Annotated in this window: 11 protein-coding genes and 1 pseudogene; 10 read left to right on the top strand and 2 right to left on the bottom strand. The window is 60.2% G+C overall.

What is annotated here, in order from left to right; genetic code table 11:
• Positions 1-24: 24 nt before the first annotated feature.
• Together ACOYXE_RS00270 and ACOYXE_RS00265 are read left to right on the top strand one after the other, a co-directional pair.
• Entirely contained in the window at positions 25-780 is a 756-nt protein-coding gene (locus tag ACOYXE_RS00270; protein ID WP_400507418.1) for a methyl-accepting chemotaxis protein, read from the top strand.
• 172 nt (positions 781-952) lie between these two features.
• Complete coding sequence (locus ACOYXE_RS00265; RefSeq protein ID WP_460927279.1) at positions 953-2,302, top strand: CoA transferase; 1,350 nt, start codon at positions 953-955, stop codon at positions 2,300-2,302.
• Between the two features lie 210 nt (positions 2,303-2,512).
• Here ACOYXE_RS00265 and ACOYXE_RS00260 read toward each other — a convergent pair whose 3' ends face one another.
• A complete protein-coding gene (locus ACOYXE_RS00260; protein ID WP_160059164.1) occupies positions 2,513-3,376 on the bottom strand; it encodes a DNA-3-methyladenine glycosylase family protein in 864 nt (287 codons plus the stop codon).
• Positions 3,373-4,800: an arginine-ornithine antiporter gene (gene arcD, locus ACOYXE_RS00255; RefSeq protein WP_460927277.1), complete on the bottom strand. Its 1,428-nt coding sequence runs from the start codon at positions 4,798-4,800 to the stop codon at positions 3,373-3,375. Before arcD (ACOYXE_RS00255) ends, ACOYXE_RS00260 begins: the two co-directional genes overlap by 4 nt.
• Positions 4,801-5,238: 438 nt before the next feature.
• Between arcD (ACOYXE_RS00255) and arcD (ACOYXE_RS00250) the strand changes: the two genes are divergently transcribed.
• From arcD (ACOYXE_RS00250) to gcvP, 8 genes and pseudogenes are all read left to right on the top strand, one after another.
• Entirely contained in the window at positions 5,239-6,666 is a 1,428-nt protein-coding gene (gene arcD / locus ACOYXE_RS00250) for an arginine-ornithine antiporter (protein WP_007908042.1), read from the top strand.
• Positions 6,667-6,699: 33 nt separating this feature from the next.
• Positions 6,700-7,956, top strand: coding sequence for an arginine deiminase (arcA, locus tag ACOYXE_RS00245; RefSeq protein WP_160059166.1), 1,257 nt, complete (start codon positions 6,700-6,702; stop codon positions 7,954-7,956).
• Positions 7,957-8,025: 69 nt separating this feature from the next.
• Positions 8,026-9,036 carry an ornithine carbamoyltransferase gene (locus ACOYXE_RS00240; RefSeq protein WP_008086805.1) on the top strand — a complete coding sequence of 337 codons (1,011 nt, stop codon included), beginning with the start codon at positions 8,026-8,028 and terminating at the stop codon, positions 9,034-9,036.
• 191 nt (positions 9,037-9,227) lie between these two features.
• Positions 9,228-10,157, top strand: a complete 930-nt coding sequence (gene arcC, locus ACOYXE_RS00235) for a carbamate kinase (protein ID WP_141126304.1) — start codon at positions 9,228-9,230, stop codon at positions 10,155-10,157.
• Positions 10,158-10,219: 62 nt separating this feature from the next.
• The gene (locus ACOYXE_RS00230; RefSeq protein ID WP_007908047.1) at positions 10,220-10,582 is read left to right on the top strand and encodes a DUF5064 family protein; all 363 of its coding nucleotides are present in this window, start codon (positions 10,220-10,222) and stop codon (positions 10,580-10,582) included.
• 262 nt (positions 10,583-10,844) lie between these two features.
• Positions 10,845-12,354 (top strand): annotated as a pseudogene (locus ACOYXE_RS00225) (sigma-54-dependent transcriptional regulator).
• Between the two features lie 432 nt (positions 12,355-12,786).
• A complete protein-coding gene (gene gcvH, locus ACOYXE_RS00220) occupies positions 12,787-13,170 on the top strand; it encodes a glycine cleavage system protein GcvH (RefSeq protein WP_158831185.1) in 384 nt (127 codons plus the stop codon).
• 11 nt (positions 13,171-13,181) lie between these two features.
• Positions 13,182-16,034 (top strand): aminomethyl-transferring glycine dehydrogenase, encoded by a 2,853-nt coding sequence (gene gcvP / locus ACOYXE_RS00215; protein ID WP_460927271.1) that lies wholly within the window; start codon positions 13,182-13,184, stop codon positions 16,032-16,034.
• Positions 16,035-16,074 lie beyond the last annotated feature (40 nt).

Genomic DNA, 16,074 nt, shown 5'->3' with positions numbered 1-16,074 from the left:
ATCGCCCGCCAGACCAGCGAAGGCATGCAGGTGCAGTTCCGCGAGATCGACCAGGTCGCCACCGCCTCCAACGAAATGAGCGCCACCGCCCACGACGTCGCCAACAGCGCATCGAACGCCGCCAATGCCGCGAAAGGTGCCGATCAGTCGGCGAAGGACGGCATGTCGATCATCGAGCGCAGCACCCGCGACATCAATCAACTGGCCGATGAAGTCAGCAAGGCAGTGACCGAGGTTGAAGCACTGGCGGTCAACAGCGAGCAGATCGGCTCGGTACTGGAGGTGATCCGCAGCATCGCCGAACAGACCAACCTGCTCGCCCTCAACGCGGCGATTGAAGCGGCCCGCGCCGGTGAGAGCGGCCGTGGTTTTGCGGTGGTTGCCGACGAAGTGCGCAACCTCGCCAAGCGCACGCAGGATTCGGTGGAGGAAATCCGCATTGTGATCGAGCGGATTCAGACCGGTACGCGGGGTGTGGTCGCGACCATGCATTCGAGCCAGACTCAGGCGCATAACAACGCCGGACAGATTCGTCAGGCCGTGGATGCGCTGGGCAAGATCAGCGATGCGGTGACGGTGATCAGCGATATGAACCTGCAGATTGCCAGTGCGGCTGAGCAGCAGAGTGCGGTGGCGGAAGAAGTGAACCGCAACGTCTCGGCGATTCGTACCGTCACCGAAACGCTGACTGAGCAAGCCACCGAATCGGCGGCGATCAGCAGCCAGCTCAATGCCCTGGCCAGCCAGCAGATGAAATTGATGGATCAGTTCCGCGTCTAAGCCACACTGCATTTCCCTTGTAGGAGTGAGCCTGCTCGCGATCGCGGTGGATCAGTGGAGCATGTGTCGACTGACCCACCGCGATCGCGAGCAGGCTCACTCCTACAGGAGCTTTCATCTAATCCGATGATGTTTTGCACTATCATCGCCCTCTCGCTCCGGAGGGCCTTCGATGACTGATTTACTCACGTCCATTCAAGCCGCGCTCGGCTTGCCACACACGCCGGTTCCGTTCACCGACCGCGGCGCCCTGCCCTCGGCGTTCGCCGTCACTGACCTTGCCTGCGCCAGCATGGCCGCGGCCGGTCAGGCTGTCAGCCAATTGATCAAGCAACAGACCGGTCATTTGCCCGCTGTAGAAGTCGACCGACGCCTGGCCTCGTTCTGGTTCTCGACCTCGATCCGCCCCCTCGGCTGGCAAGTGCCACCACTGTGGGACCCGATCGCAGGCGACTACGCCACACAGGATGGCTGGATCCGCCTGCACACCAACGCCCCGCATCACCGCGCCGCCGCTGAACGCGTGCTCGGTGCCTGCGCCGATCGTGCCGCGATGGCAGCGAAAGTCGCGCAATGGACGAGCACGGATCTGGAGCAAGCGGTGGTAGACGCCAAGGGCTGCGCCGCCGAAATGCGCAGCTGGGCACAGTGGCAGACGCATCCGCAGGGGCTGGCGGTGAATGCCGAGCCGTTGGTGCATTTCATCGATTCGCAAGATGAAAGCAGCCAAACCTGGCGAGGCTCGGTGGCGCAACCGTTGGCCGGGATCAAGGTACTGGACCTGACCCGCGTGCTCGCCGGCCCCACCGCCAGCCGTTTTCTCGCGGGCCTTGGCGCCGGCGTATTGCGCATCGATTCACCGACCTGGAACGAGCCTGGTGTCATTCCGGAAATGACCCTCGGCAAACGTTGCGCGCGGTTGAACCTGCATGATCCGGTTGATCGCGCGGTGTTCGAAGGATTGTTGAAAGACGCTGACATTCTGCTGCACGGTTACCGCGCCGATGCGCTGGAGAATCTTGGTTTCGGCGTTGAGCGCCGTCGCCAGCTCGCGCCGGGCCTGATCGACGCCGGCCTCAACGCCTACGGCTGGAGCGGCCCGTGGCAGAACCGTCGAGGTTTCGACAGCCTGGTGCAGATGAGCAGCGGCATCGCCGATGCCGGGCAGCAATGGATGCAGGCCGACAAACCTACGCCGTTGCCGGTACAGGCGCTGGATCATGCGACCGGGTATTTGATGGCGGCAAGTGTGCTCCGACTGTTGGCCGAGCGTTTTAAGACGGGTCGCGGTGGCTCGGCGCGATTGTCACTGGCGCGGACGGCGAAGTTATTGGTCGAGCATGGGCCGGGGACGAATGAGGCAATGCGGGCGGAAGATGAGCAGGATCAGGGTTCATTTCTGGAACAGACCCCGTGGGGCCCGGCGCATCGCTTGCAGGTGCCGGTGAAGATCAGCGGCACATCTATTCAATGGGCTTTGCCGGCTACGGAATTGGGTTCTCACCAACCACGGTGGGCTTAAAAAAGCCCCTCACCCTAACCCTCTCCCAGAGGGAGAGGGGACTGATTGGGGGATATTCGAGAGATTCACCGACTTGTACGATTGGCGCTGAATCCATAATCGACTCGGGCTTTCAGGTCGGTGGATCGCGCAAGACACCTCGGTCGGCCCCCTCTCCCTCCGGGAGAGGGCTGGGGTGAGGGCTGCAATTTCAGGCCGAGCGATGATGTTTCAATCTGCCCGGCTCAAAGATGTCCACAAAAGCTGCGCCGCATACCCTCGATAAGGCCGCCAGGTCTCAGCGCGCAAAGCCAATTCCCGCGCTGTCGGCCGCTCGCCTTCCAGCACCTCCAGCGCTCGCAACAACCCGACATCTCCGGTCGGAAACCCATCCATATCCCGCAACTGGCGCAGCGCAATGTACTGCGCCGTCCACTCGCCAATCCCGTGCAACGCCAACAACCGCGCCACGCCACATTCACGATTCGGCTTGAACAATGAAGGCTCATCCAGCAACGCCTGCGCCACCCCAGATAACGTCCGCCCGCGACTTTTCGGCATGCCCAACGCCGCCAGATCTGCCGCTACCAGCACCTGCGCCTCGGGAAACACATGGGTCAATCCAGGCACACTCGAATCCAGCGGCGCGCCATATTGCGCAACCAGTTTCCCCGCCAGACGAATCGCCGCGACCACGGTAATCTGCTGCCCGAGCACCGCGCGAAACGCCAGTTCCAGGCCATCCCACGCTCCGGGAATCCGCAACCCCGGACGCTCGGCGCTCAACCGTGCCAGCAGCGGATCATTTGCCAGATGCCCTTGCATCAGCGTCAGATCCGAATCCAGATCAAACATCCGCCGCAACCTGACAACGATCTCGGGCACCATCAACGGATCAGGAAAATCCAGCTCAACGACCAAGGCATTCCCTGCCTCAGGCCAAATTGAAACCGTGCCATGAAGCCCGTTCAACCCGATGCTGCGCGAGTACACTCCGTCGACCACAACCTCCATCCCGACCACAGCCCGCGCCGCCAGAAACCCCAACATCGCCTCCCAGTCATACGGCGGCGCATACCCAAGCGACAACCTCACAACGACAGCACACCGCTGTACAACCCATACGCCGCCAGTCCCGCACCGATAACCACGCAGGTGAAAATGCCCTTCTCGATATGGGTGAACAACGGCTCGCCCTGTTCATGCTTAGCCTTGGCAAACAAGATCACCCCCGGCGCATACAGCAACGCCGACAGCAGCAAATACTTCACCCCGCCGGCATACAACAACCACACCGCATACCCCAGCGCGATGCCGCCGATCAGCAGGTCCTTGGTGCGTTCGGCCGAGGCATGCTCATAGGTTTCGCCACGTCCGCTGAGCAGCACCGCGTACGCCGCCGACCACAGATACGGCACCAGAATCATCGACGACGCCAGATAAATCAGACTGGTGTAAGTCCCGGCCGAAAACAGCGTGATCAACAGGAAAATCTGGATCATCGCGTTGGTCAGCCACAACGCATTGACCGGCACGTGGTTCTTGTTTTCCTTTTTCAGGAACGCCGGCATGGTCTTGTCCTTGGCCGTGGCGAAGAGAATCTCCGCGCAGAGCAATGCCCACGACAACAACGCACCGAGCAGGGAAATCGCCAGACCGATGCTGATCAACAGCGCGCCCCACGGCCCGACAATGTGTTCGAGTACCGCCGCCAGCGACGGATTCTGCAGATTCGCCAGCTCCGGCTGGCTCATGATCCCCAGCGACAGCACGTTGACCAGCACCAGCAACGCCAGCACGCCGACAAAACCGATGACCGTGGCGCGGCCGACGTCGCTGCGTTTTTCCGCCCGCGCCGAGTACACGCTGGCGCCTTCGATGCCGATGAACACGAACACCGTGACCAGCATCATGTTGCGCACCTGATCCATCACCCCGCCGAAATTCGGGTTGCTGGTGCCCCAGATATCACGAGTGAAAATGTCAGCCTTGAATGCCACCGCCGCGATGACGATGAACATGATCAGCGGCACGACTTTGGCCACCGTGGTCAGCTGGTTGATCAGCGCCGCCTCCTTGATCCCGCGCATCACCAGAAAATGCACGGCCCACAGCAGCACCGAGGCGCAGCCGATGGCGATCGGCGTATTGCCCTGGCCAAACACCGGAAAAAAGTAGCCGAGGGTGCTGAACAGCAGTACGAAATAACCGACGTTGCCCAGCCACGCACTGATCCAGTAACCCCACGCCGACGAGAAGCCCATGTAGTCGCCAAATCCGGCCTTGGCGTAGGCATACACGCCGGAATCCAGTTCGGGTTTGCGATTGGCCAGGGTCTGAAAGACGAACGCCAGAGTCAGCATGCCGATCGCGGTAATCCCCCAACCGATCAGGATCGCCCCGGCATCGGCGCGTGCCGCCATGTTCTGCGGCAGCGAGAAAATCCCCCCGCCAATCATCGAACCCACCACCAGGGCGATCAACGCGCCTAATCGCAGCTTTTGCGTCGGTTGCGACATTTCAGTTTCCCTTTGAAGTGTGGTGAGCGTGCATTTGTAACAACTATTAACTAAACGGATAAAGGTAGATGACGTTTATCAGGTAACGCCAGTTAACGCCTGTTTATATATAGCGGATGACGCTAACGCCTAGCACGTTAAGACAGTTTTGTGCGCTGATCCTGATAAATCAATTCTGTACTGAAAACAGAGGCTGAAAATTTGCCAAAAGCTGAAAAAGAACTAGCGTCATAATTCGAAAGTAATAATAGCCATTCCCAACAATGTAGCCACAACGCCTCTAGGACGGGCCTTGCGGGCAGGATATTTATGCCTTCAGTCGAAGCCTAAGTCATTCATTAACAATGGAATGTGACCATGCACTGATCTAAGTCAGCTGTTTGAACAGACAACAGAACTACGCTGTGATCTCTTCTCTCCTGCAATGGAGTCATGCAAATGTCTGAAGCTCCCGGAAAACTACGACTAGGTGCACTGGTTGCATTGGTAGTCGGCTCGATGATCGGTGGCGGGATATTCTCCTTGCCGCAAAACATGGCGGCCAGCGCCGACGTCGGTGCGGTACTTATCGGCTGGGCCATTACCGCTGTTGGCATGCTCACCCTCGCTTTTGTCTTTCAAACCCTCGCCAATCGCAAGCCTGACCTGGACGGCGGTGTCTACGCCTACGCCAAGGCCGGATTCGGCGATTACATGGGTTTCTCATCTGCCTGGGGTTACTGGATCAGCGCCTGGCTGGGTAACGTCGGTTACTTCGTTCTGCTGTTCAGCACTCTCGGCTATTTCTTTCCGATTTTCGGTGAGGGCAACACCGTTGCTGCGGTGATTGGCGCCTCGGTGCTGCTGTGGGCGGTGCACTTTCTGGTGCTGCGCGGGATCAAGGAAGCGGCGTTCATCAACCTGGTGACCACGGTCGCCAAAGTCGTACCGCTGCTGCTGTTCGTGTTGATCGCGGTGTTCGCTTTCAAACTGGACATCTTCACCGCCGACATCTGGGGCATCAAAAATCCGGATCTGGGCAGTGTGATGAACCAGGTGCGCAACATGATGCTGGTCACCGTCTGGGTGTTCATCGGTATCGAGGGCGCGAGCATCTTCTCGGCCCGCGCCGAAAAACGCTCGGACGTTGGTAAAGCCACCGTGATCGGTTTCATCACCGTGCTGTTGTTCCTGGTGCTGGTGAACGTGCTGTCGCTGGGCATCATGACCCAACCGGAACTGGCGAAACTGCAGAACCCGTCGATGGCGGCCGTGCTTGAGCATGTGGTCGGTCACTGGGGTGCGGTGCTGATCAGCGTCGGTCTGATCATCTCCTTGCTGGGGGCGTTGCTGTCGTGGGTGCTGCTGTGTGCGGAGATCATGTTCGCCGCTGCCAAAGACCACACCATGCCGGAGTTCCTGCGCAAGGAAAACGCCAACCACGTACCGGTCAACGCGCTGTGGCTGACCAACGCGATGGTGCAGATTTTCCTGATCATCACGCTGTTCTCGGCCAGTACCTACCTGTCGCTGATCTACCTCGCCACTTCGATGATTCTGGTGCCGTACCTGTGGTCGGCAGCCTATGCCCTGCTGCTGGCGGTACGCGGCGAAAGCTACGAAGGCTTCGCGGCCGAACGGCGCAAGGATCTGATTATCGGCGGCATCGCGCTGATCTACGCGGTGTGGCTGCTGTATGCCGGCGGGGTCAAGTATCTGCTGCTCTCGGCCCTGCTCTACGCACCCGGCGCGATCCTGTTCGCCAAGGCCAAGCTGGAACTCAAACAACCGATTTTCACTAACGTCGAGAAGCTGATTTTCGCCGCTGTGGTCGTGGGTGCCCTGGTGGCTGCCTACGGTCTCTACGACGGCTTCCTGACTCTGTAATCCCTGATTGATTTGTTATCTGGAGGATCTGAAATGACCACGGAAAAAGTTAAGTACGGCGTCCATTCCGAAGCCGGCAAACTGCGCAAAGTCATGGTGTGCTCCCCAGGTCTGGCCCATCAGCGGCTGACCCCGAACAACTGCGATGAACTGCTGTTCGATGACGTGCTCTGGGTGGCTCAGGCCAAGCGCGACCACTTCGACTTCGTCACCAAAATGCGTGAGCGCGGTATCGACGTGCTGGAAATGCACAACCTGCTGACCGACATCGTCGCTAACCCTGAGGCACTGGACTGGATTCTCGAGCGCAAGGTCACCGCCGATTCGGTGGGCCTGGGCCTGATCAACGAAGTCAAATCCTGGCTGAAAAGCCTGGAACCACGGCACATTGCCGAATTCCTGATTGGTGGCGTGTCTGCCGATGATCTGCCGGACAGCTTTGGTGGCAAGACCATCCAGATGTTCCGCGACTTCCTCGGCCATTCGAGCTTCATTCTGCCGCCGCTGCCGAACACCCAGTTCACCCGCGACACCACCTGCTGGATCTACGGTGGCGTGACACTGAACCCGATGTACTGGCCAGCGCGCCGTCAGGAAACCCTGCTGGCCGCCGCTATCTACAAATTCCACCCACAGTTCACCAACGCCGAATTCGAGATCTGGTACGGCGACCCGGACAAGGAACACGGCAGCTCCACCCTCGAGGGCGGCGACGTCATGCCAATCGGCAACGGCGTGGTGCTGATCGGTATGGGCGAACGCTCATCGCGTCAGGCCATCGGCCAACTGGCGCTGAACCTGTTCAAGAACAAAGCCGTGGAAAAAGTCATCGTCGCCGGTCTGCCGAAGTCCCGCGCGGCGATGCACCTCGACACCGTGTTCAGCTTCTGCGATCGCGACCTGGTGACGATTTTCCCGGAAGTGGTGAACCAGATTGTCGCGTTCACCCTGCGCCCTGACGAAAGCAAACAGGGCGGCATCGACATTCGCCGCGAAGAAACCAACTTCCTCGACACCGTCGCCGCAGCCCTCAACCTGCCGAAACTGCGCGTGGTGGAAACCGGCGGCAACAGCTTCGCCGCCGAGCGCGAGCAATGGGACGACGGCAACAACGTGGTGGCCGTGGAGCCGGGCGTGGTCATCGGCTACGACCGCAACACCTACACCAACACCCTGCTGCGCAAGGCCGGCGTGGAAGTCATCACCATCAGCGCCGGTGAACTGGGCCGCGGCCGTGGCGGTGGCCACTGCATGACCTGCCCGATCATCCGCGATCCGATCGATTACTAAACCTCTGAGCCCTGGCCGCAGCTTACCCAGCGCGGCCGGGGGGATAACCGACACCGAAGGAGATCCATCATGGCTTTTAACATTCACAACCGTAACCTGCTCAGCCTGGAACACCACACCCCACGTGAGCTGCGTTACCTGCTCGACCTGTCCCGCGACCTCAAACGCGCGAAATACACCGGCACCGAGCAACAACACCTGAAGGGCAACAACATCGCCCTGATCTTCGAAAAAACCTCGACCCGTACCCGTTGCGCTTTTGAAGTCGCGGCCTACGACCAAGGCGCCAACGTCACCTACATCGACCCGAACTCGTCGCAGATCGGTCACAAAGAAAGTATGAAGGACACCGCCCGCGTGCTGGGGCGCATGTACGACGCTATCGAGTACCGTGGCTTCAAACAGGAAATCGTCGAAGAGCTGGCCAAGTTCGCCGGTGTGCCGGTGTTCAACGGCCTGACCGACGAATATCACCCGACGCAAATGATCGCCGACGTACTGACCATGCGTGAACACGCCGACAAGCCGATCCATGAAATCAGCTACGCCTACCTCGGCGATGCGCGCAACAACATGGGCAACTCGCTGCTGCTGGTCGGCGCCAAGCTCGGCATGGACGTGCGTATCTGTGCACCGAAAGCCCTGTGGCCACTGGATGATCTGGTCGAGCGTTGCCACAAATATGCGGAAGAAAGTGGCGCACGCATCACTCTCACCGAAGACCCGAAAGCGGCGGTCAAAGGCGTCGACTTCATCCACACCGACGTTTGGGTGTCGATGGGCGAGCCGGTGGAAGCCTGGGCCGAGCGCATCCAGCAACTGCTGCCGTATCAGGTCAACGCTGAATTGATGAAAGCCAGCGGCAACCCGCGCACCAAGTTCATGCACTGCCTGCCGGCGTTCCACAACAGTGATACCAAGGTCGGCAAACAGATTGCCGAGCAGTATCCGCACCTGAAAAACGGCATCGAAGTGACCGACGACGTGTTCGAGTCGCCTGCCTGTATCGCCTTCGAGCAAGCGGAAAACCGCATGCACACGATCAAGGCGATTCTGGTCTCGACCCTCGCTGATCTGTAACTGAAATAGCTCCCACTGAAGGAACCGGTTCCAAAGGTGGGAGCGAGCCTGCTCGCGAAAGCGGTGGGTCATTCAACAGAGATGTCGACTGATCTGACGCCTTCGCGAGCAGGCTCGCTCCCACAGGGGATCCCGGTTCCGGCAGGAAGATCGAGTTGTTCGCCTCTCCTCTGATTAGAAGGACATGCACCATGCGTATCGTCGTAGCGCTGGGCGGTAACGCCCTGCTCCGCCGTGGTGAACCGATGACCGCTGACAATCAGCGCGCCAACATCCGCATCGCCACCGAGCAAATCGCCAAGATCCATCCCGGCAACCAACTGGTCATCGCCCACGGCAATGGCCCGCAAGTCGGCCTGCTGTCGCTGCAAGCGGCGGCCTACACCTCCGTCACCCCTTACCCGCTGGACGTGCTCGGTGCCGAAACCGAAGGCATGATCGGCTACATCATCGAACAGGAACTGGGCAATCTGCTCGACTTCGAAGTGCCGTTTGCCACCCTGCTGACCCAGGTTGAAGTCGACGCCAACGACCCCGCGTTCAAGAACCCGACCAAACCGATCGGCCCGGTCTATGACAAGGCCGAAGCGGAAAAACTCGCCGCCGAAAAAGGCTGGGCGATTGCCCCGGATGGCGATAAGTACCGTCGTGTCGTCGCCAGTCCACGGCCAAAACGCATCTTCGAAATCCGCCCGATCAAGTGGCTGCTGGACAAGGGCAGCATCGTTATTTGCGCCGGGGGCGGCGGCATCCCGACCATGTACGACGAGAACCGCAACCTCAAAGGCATCGAGGCAGTAATCGACAAGGATCTTTGCTCGTCATTGCTCGCCGAGCAACTGGAAGCCGACCTGCTGGTGATCGCCACGGACGTCAACGCGGCGTTCATCGATTACGGCAAACCGACGCAGAAAGCCATTGCCGAAGCGCACCCGGACGAACTCGAACGCCTCGGCTTCGCTGCCGGTTCCATGGGGCCGAAGGTGCAGGCAGCCTGCGAATTCGCACGCCATACTGGCAAGGTCGCGGTGATCGGTTCGCTGGCGGATATCGAAGCGATTGTCCAGGGTACTGCCGGTACTCGCGTGACCACGGCGAAGCCGGGCATCACTTACCGATAATTAGAAACTCCGGGGGCAGGCCCGAGGTCTGCCCTTCTCCCATGCCTTGAAAGGAGAAACCCATGGCCCAGTTTGAACCCGGTCATCTGCATATTGAGCGGCATGCGTTGACGCCGGATGACGTCAGTTACAACGTGCACCTCGACTATGAAGTGTTCACCGATCCGCAGAAAGGCAAAGGCATCCAGTTCACGATGCATGGCAACCTTCAGGGCAAGGACATGAAAGAGACCTTCTTCCTGCCCAAAGAGGAGGCCTACAACTTTGCCAACAATGTGACGAAAATCGCCGAGAAGTACGGCATTCCCAAGACGCACAGCCAGATCGGCTCGGTTCACAAGCATTACGACATGATGTTTGAAGACATCCGCAAGCAACTTGATATGAAATCCGGGGATCCGGTCAATCTTGAGCACTTCGAATAAACTTCAAAAGCCCCTCACCCTAGCCCTCTCCCAAAGGGAGAGGGGACTGACCGAAGTGTCTGATGGCAGACATCGACCTGAAAGACCGAGTCGATTATGGATTCACAGCCGTATTTTCAGGTCGGCGTACCTCGTGAGCATTCCACTATCGGCCCCCTCTCCCCCTGGGAGAGGGCTGGGGTGAGGGTGCTTTTGCTTTCACCTCTCTCCAAGCCCAAGGCATACTTGCCACCCTCCGCTCTGCAGATCACTGAACCGCCCCATGCGTATCCACGTCAGTTTCATCGACCGCGTCGGCATCACCCAGGAAGTCCTGGCTATCCTCGGTGGGCGCAATCTCAATCTGGATGCGGTGGAGATGATCCCGCCAAACGTCTACATCGACGCGCCAACGTTGAGCCCGCAAGTGCTCGAAGAGCTGAAAGATGCTTTGTTTCGCGTGCTCGGCGTCGAGGCGGTAACCGTGGTCGACATCCTCCCTGGCCAGCGTCGGCACTTGCAGCTCGATGCGTTGCTGGCGGCGATGACCGACCCGGTACTCGCGCTCGACAGCGCCGGCAAGGTGCTGCTGGACCAACCCGGCGTTGATCGCGTTGTACGGTCGTGAGCCGGCGGGTGAAAGCGTCTCTGAACTGTTCAACGATCCGGCCCTGCTCGACACCTTGCTCGAACACGGCTTCCGCCTGCCGCTGCGCGAAATCACCGTCAACGGTCAGACCTTGCTGCTCGACGCCACGCCGATCACCGACGCCGGCGCCCTGCTGACGCTGTACCAACCGAACCGCATCGGCGAACAACTCTCGGCACTGCACCACGACCACGCCGAAGGTTTCGATGCACTGCTTGGCGAATCCCCGGCAATCCGCACGCTCAAGGCCCGCGCGCAAAGAGTCGCCGCCCTCGACGCGCCGCTTTTGATTCAAGGCGAAACCGGCACCGGCAAAGAACTGGTCGCCCGTGCCTGCCACGCGATCAGTGCGCGGCACAGCGCGCCGTTTCTGGCGTTGAACTGCGCAGCGTTGCCAGAGAACCTCGCCGAAAGCGAACTGTTCGGCTACGCCCCCGGCGCCTTCACCGGCGCAGCGCGTGGCGGCAAACCGGGGCTGATGGAACTGGCCAACCAGGGCACGGTGTTTCTCGATGAGATCGGCGAGATGTCGCCGTACTTGCAGGCCAAGCTGCTGCGCTTCTTGAACGACGGCAGCTTCCGCCGGGTGGGCGGTGATCGTGAGGTGAAGGTCAACGTGCGCATCCTCAGCGCCACCCACCGCGATCTGGAAAAAATGGTCAGCGAAGGTTTATTCCGTGAAGACCTGTTTTATCGTCTCAACGTGCTCAACGTTGAAGTGCCGCCACTGCGTGAACGCGGGCAGGACATTCTGCTGTTGGCGCGTTATTTCATGCAGCAGGCCTGCGCGCAGATCCAGCGCCCGGTCTGCCGTCTGGCACCAGGCACTTACCCGGCGCTGCTCGGCAATCGCTGGCCGGGTAACGTGCGGCAATTGCAGAACGTGATCTTCCGCGCGGCAGCGATCTGCGAGAGCAGCCTGGTGGATATTGGCGATCTCGATATTGCGGGCACCTCGGTCGCGCGTCAGGCTGACAGCGAAGTCGACAGCCTCGAACAAGCGGTCGAGTCATTCGAAAAAACACTGCTGGAAAAGCTCTACGCCAGCTACCCCTCGACCCGGCAACTGGCCAGCCGCCTGCAAACTTCGCACACGGCCATCGCCCATCGCCTGCGCAAATACGGCATCCCCAACAAACCCTGAACCCACCACGAATCCCCTGTAGGAGTGAGCCTGCTCGCGATAGCGGTCTGATATTCAACATTTGCGACGTCTGACACACCGCTATCGCGAGCAGGCTCACTCCTACAATGATTGTGGCGGATTCAAAATCTGCTCGAAAACGACCTCGACCTGTACTGAAAGCGCTACAGCGGAACGATATCGATACATCCTCCTTCAATCACGGCTGTGCAAGGCTTTGATCCCGTTCAGCTTTTTTCCTCGCGCCCGCCTGTAGCGATTTCGCTACACGCATCTAATCAAGTGAGCTTACAAAAACACACAACCACTTGATTTATAACAAAAAATTAAATTTGGCCGCATTCTTGCTAATCAACCCCTCATAAATAAGGGCCTTCGCGCCCGACTATTCCACCGCGTCCACCAGACGAGTCTGGCCCCTGAGGAGTTTCCATGAGCGAGTTGCGTTTTACTGAAGATCACGAATGGCTGCGCACCGAAGCTGACGGCAGCGTTACTGTCGGCATCACCGCTTTCGCGCAGAACGCCCTCGGCGACGTGGTGTTCGTGCAACTGCCTGAGCTGCAGGCTTACGAAAAAGGCGCCGAAGCCGCCACCGTGGAATCGGTGAAAGCCGCCAGCGGCGTGTACATGCCTCTCGACGGTGAAGTACTGGCGACCAACCCGGCACTGGAAGACAGCCCGGAACTGGTCAACGAAGATCCGCTGGGCGAAGGCTGGTTCTTCCGCTTCCAGCCAAGCGACGCTTCGGCCGTAGCCAAACTGCTCGATCAGGACGCTTACGACCGTCTGATCAAAGCCCAAGCCGAAGCCTGAGGAATACCGACATGACTCAAGTAAACCTCGGCACCGCCAACGAATTCATCGCCCGTCACATCGGCCCACGCGCCGGTGACGAGCAAGCCATGCTCAACAGCCTCGGCTTCGACTCGCTCGAAGCCCTGAGCGCCAGCGTCATCCCGGAAAGCATCAAGGGCACCAGCGTGCTCGGCATGGACGACGGCCTCAGCGAAGCCGATGCCCTGGCGATGATCAAATCCATCGCCGACAAAAACCAGCTGTTCAAGACCTACATCGGCCAGGGCTATTACAACTGCCACACGCCGTCGCCAATCCTGCGCAACCTCCTGGAAAATCCGGCCTGGTATACCGCTTACACCCCGTACCAACCAGAAATTTCCCAGGGCCGTCTCGAAGCGCTGCTGAACTTCCAGACGATGATCAGCGACCTCACCGGCCTGCCGATCGCCAACGCCTCCCTGCTCGACGAAGCCACCGCCGCTGCCGAAGCCATGACCTTCTGCAAACGCCTGAGCAAGAACAAGGGCAGCCACCAATTCTTCGCCTCGATCCACAGCCACCCGCAAACCCTCGACGTGCTGCGCACCCGTGCCGAGCCACTGGGTATCGACGTGGTGGTGGGCGATGAGCGTGAACTGACTGACGTAACGCCGTTCTTCGGCGCGCTGCTGCAATACCCGGCGAGCAACGGTGATGTCTTCGACTACCGCGAACTGACCGAACGCTTCCACGCCGCCAACGCGCTGGTAGCCGTGGCCGCTGACCTGCTGGCCCTGACCTTGCTGACCGCCCCGGGCGAGTTCGGCGCTGACGTTGCCATCGGTTCCGCGCAACGCTTCGGCGTGCCGCTGGGCTTCGGTGGCCCGCACGCCGCTTACTTCTCCACCAAAGATGCGTTCAAACGCGACATGCCGGGCCGTCTGGTCGGTGTCTCCGTTGACCGTTTCGGCAAGCCGGCGCTGCGCCTGGCGATGCAGACCCGCGAGCAACACATCCGCCGCGAGAAGGCCACGTCGAACATCTGCACCGCACAAGTGCTGCTGGCCAACATCGCCAGCATGTACGCCGTCTACCACGGCCCGAAAGGCCTGACGCAGATCGCCAATCGCGTGCATCACCTGACCGCGATTCTGGCCAAGGGCTTGACCGTGCTGGGCGCAAACGTCGAACAAGCCAGCTTCTTCGACACCCTGACCGTGGCCACCGGTGCGCAAACCGCCGCACTGCACGACAAGGCGCACACGGCGCAGATCAACCTGCGCGTGATCGACGCTCAGCGTCTGGGCCTGTCGGTCGACGAAACCACCACGCAGGCTGACATCGAAACCCTGTGGGGCCTGTTCGCCGACGGCAAGACTCTGCCGGACTTCGCTGCGCTGGCCGCTTCGGTACAGAGCACCATCCCTGCATCGCTGGTACGCCAGTCGCCAATCCTCAGCCACCCGGTGTTCAACCGTTATCACTCGGAAACCGAGCTGATGCGCTACCTGCGCAAACTGGCGGACAAGGATCTGGCGCTGGATCGCACCATGATCCCGCTGGGCTCGTGCACCATGAAACTCAACGCCGCCAGCGAAATGATCCCGGTGACCTGGGCTGAATTCGGTGCGCTGCACCCGTTCGCCCCGGCCGCACAAAGTGCCGGTTACCAGCAACTGACCGATGAGCTGGAAGCGATGCTTTGCGCCGCCACCGGTTACGACGCGATCTCGCTGCAACCGAACGCCGGTTCGCAAGGTGAATACGCTGGCCTGCTGGCGATCCGCGCCTATCACCAGAGCCGCGGCGATGAGCGCCGCGACATCTGCCTGATCCCCTCGTCCGCCCACGGCACCAACCCGGCCACCGCCAACATGGCTGGCATGCGCGTGGTCGTGACCGCGTGCGATACCCGTGGCAACGTCGACATCGAAGACCTGCGCGCCAAAGCCATCGAGCACCGCGAACACCTCGCCGCGCTGATGATCACGTACCCGTCGACCCACGGCGTGTTCGAAGAAGGCATCCGCGAAATCTGCGGGATCATTCATGACAACGGCGGCCAGGTGTACATCGACGGCGCGAACATGAACGCGATGGTCGGCCTCTGCGCACCGGGCAAGTTCGGCGGCGACGTCTCGCACCTGAACCTGCACAAAACTTTCTGCATCCCCCACGGCGGCGGCGGCCCGGGCGTTGGCCCGATTGGCGTCAAGTCGCACCTGACCCCGTTCCTGCCGGGCCACGGCCAGATGGAACGCAAGGAAGGCGCGGTCTGCGCGGCACCGTTCGGCAGCGCGAGCATTCTGCCGATCACCTGGATGTACATTCGCATGATGGGTGGCGCCGGCCTGAAGCGCGCGTCGCAACTGGCGATCCTCAACGCCAACTACATTTCCCGTCGCCTCGAAGAGCACTACCCAGTGCTGTACACCGGCAGCAATGGCTTGGTGGCGCATGAGTGCATTCTGGATCTGCGTCCGTTGAAAGACAGCAGCGGCATCAGCGTTGATGACGTCGCCAAGCGCTTGATCGACTTCGGCTTCCACGCGCCGACCATGTCGTTCCCGGTCGCGGGCACGCTGATGATCGAACCGACCGAAAGTGAATCCAAAGAAGAACTGGATCGCTTCTGCGACGCGATGATCCGCATCCGCGAAGAAATCCGCGCGGTGGAAAACGGCACACTGGACAAGGACGACAACCCGCTGAAAAACGCTCCGCACACCGCAGCGGAACTGGTTGGCGAGTGGACGCACCCGTACAGCCGCGAGCAGGCCGTTTACCCGGTAGCGTCGCTGATCGAAGGCAAATACTGGCCACCGGTCGGTCGCGTCGACAACGTCTTCGGTGATCGCAACCTGGTGTGCGCCTGCCCGTCGATCGAAAGCTACGCTTAATGGAATGAGGGGCAGGAATACCTGCCTCTTTCTCCAGAAC

This window comes from Pseudomonas sp. MC6 (genome assembly GCF_054790575.1).
The sequence above is the reverse complement of the archived record's forward strand: the minus strand, read 5'-3'. Positions and strand labels throughout refer to the sequence as shown.

Bases quoted from the DNA above. Each gene is read 5' to 3' on its own strand.
- ACOYXE_RS00265 (WP_460927279.1), top strand. From the start codon at position 953: ATGACTGATTTACTCACGTCCATTCAAGCCGCGCTCGGCTTGCCACAC.
- ACOYXE_RS00240 (WP_008086805.1), top strand. From the start codon at position 8,026: ATGGCTTTTAACATTCACAACCGTAACCTGCTCAGCCTGGAACACCAC.
- arcA (WP_160059166.1), top strand. From the start codon at position 6,700: ATGACCACGGAAAAAGTTAAGTACGGCGTCCATTCCGAAGCCGGCAAA.
- arcC (WP_141126304.1), top strand. From the start codon at position 9,228: ATGCGTATCGTCGTAGCGCTGGGCGGTAACGCCCTGCTCCGCCGTGGT.
- gcvP (WP_460927271.1), top strand. From the start codon at position 13,182: ATGACTCAAGTAAACCTCGGCACCGCCAACGAATTCATCGCCCGTCAC.
- ACOYXE_RS00230 (WP_007908047.1), top strand. From the start codon at position 10,220: ATGGCCCAGTTTGAACCCGGTCATCTGCATATTGAGCGGCATGCGTTG.
- arcD (WP_460927277.1), bottom strand. From the start codon at position 4,800: ATGTCGCAACCGACGCAAAAGCTGCGATTAGGCGCGTTGATCGCCCTG.
- gcvH (WP_158831185.1), top strand. From the start codon at position 12,787: ATGAGCGAGTTGCGTTTTACTGAAGATCACGAATGGCTGCGCACCGAA.
- arcD (WP_007908042.1), top strand. From the start codon at position 5,239: ATGTCTGAAGCTCCCGGAAAACTACGACTAGGTGCACTGGTTGCATTG.
- ACOYXE_RS00270 (WP_400507418.1), top strand. From the start codon at position 25: ATGCAGGTGCAGTTCCGCGAGATCGACCAGGTCGCCACCGCCTCCAAC.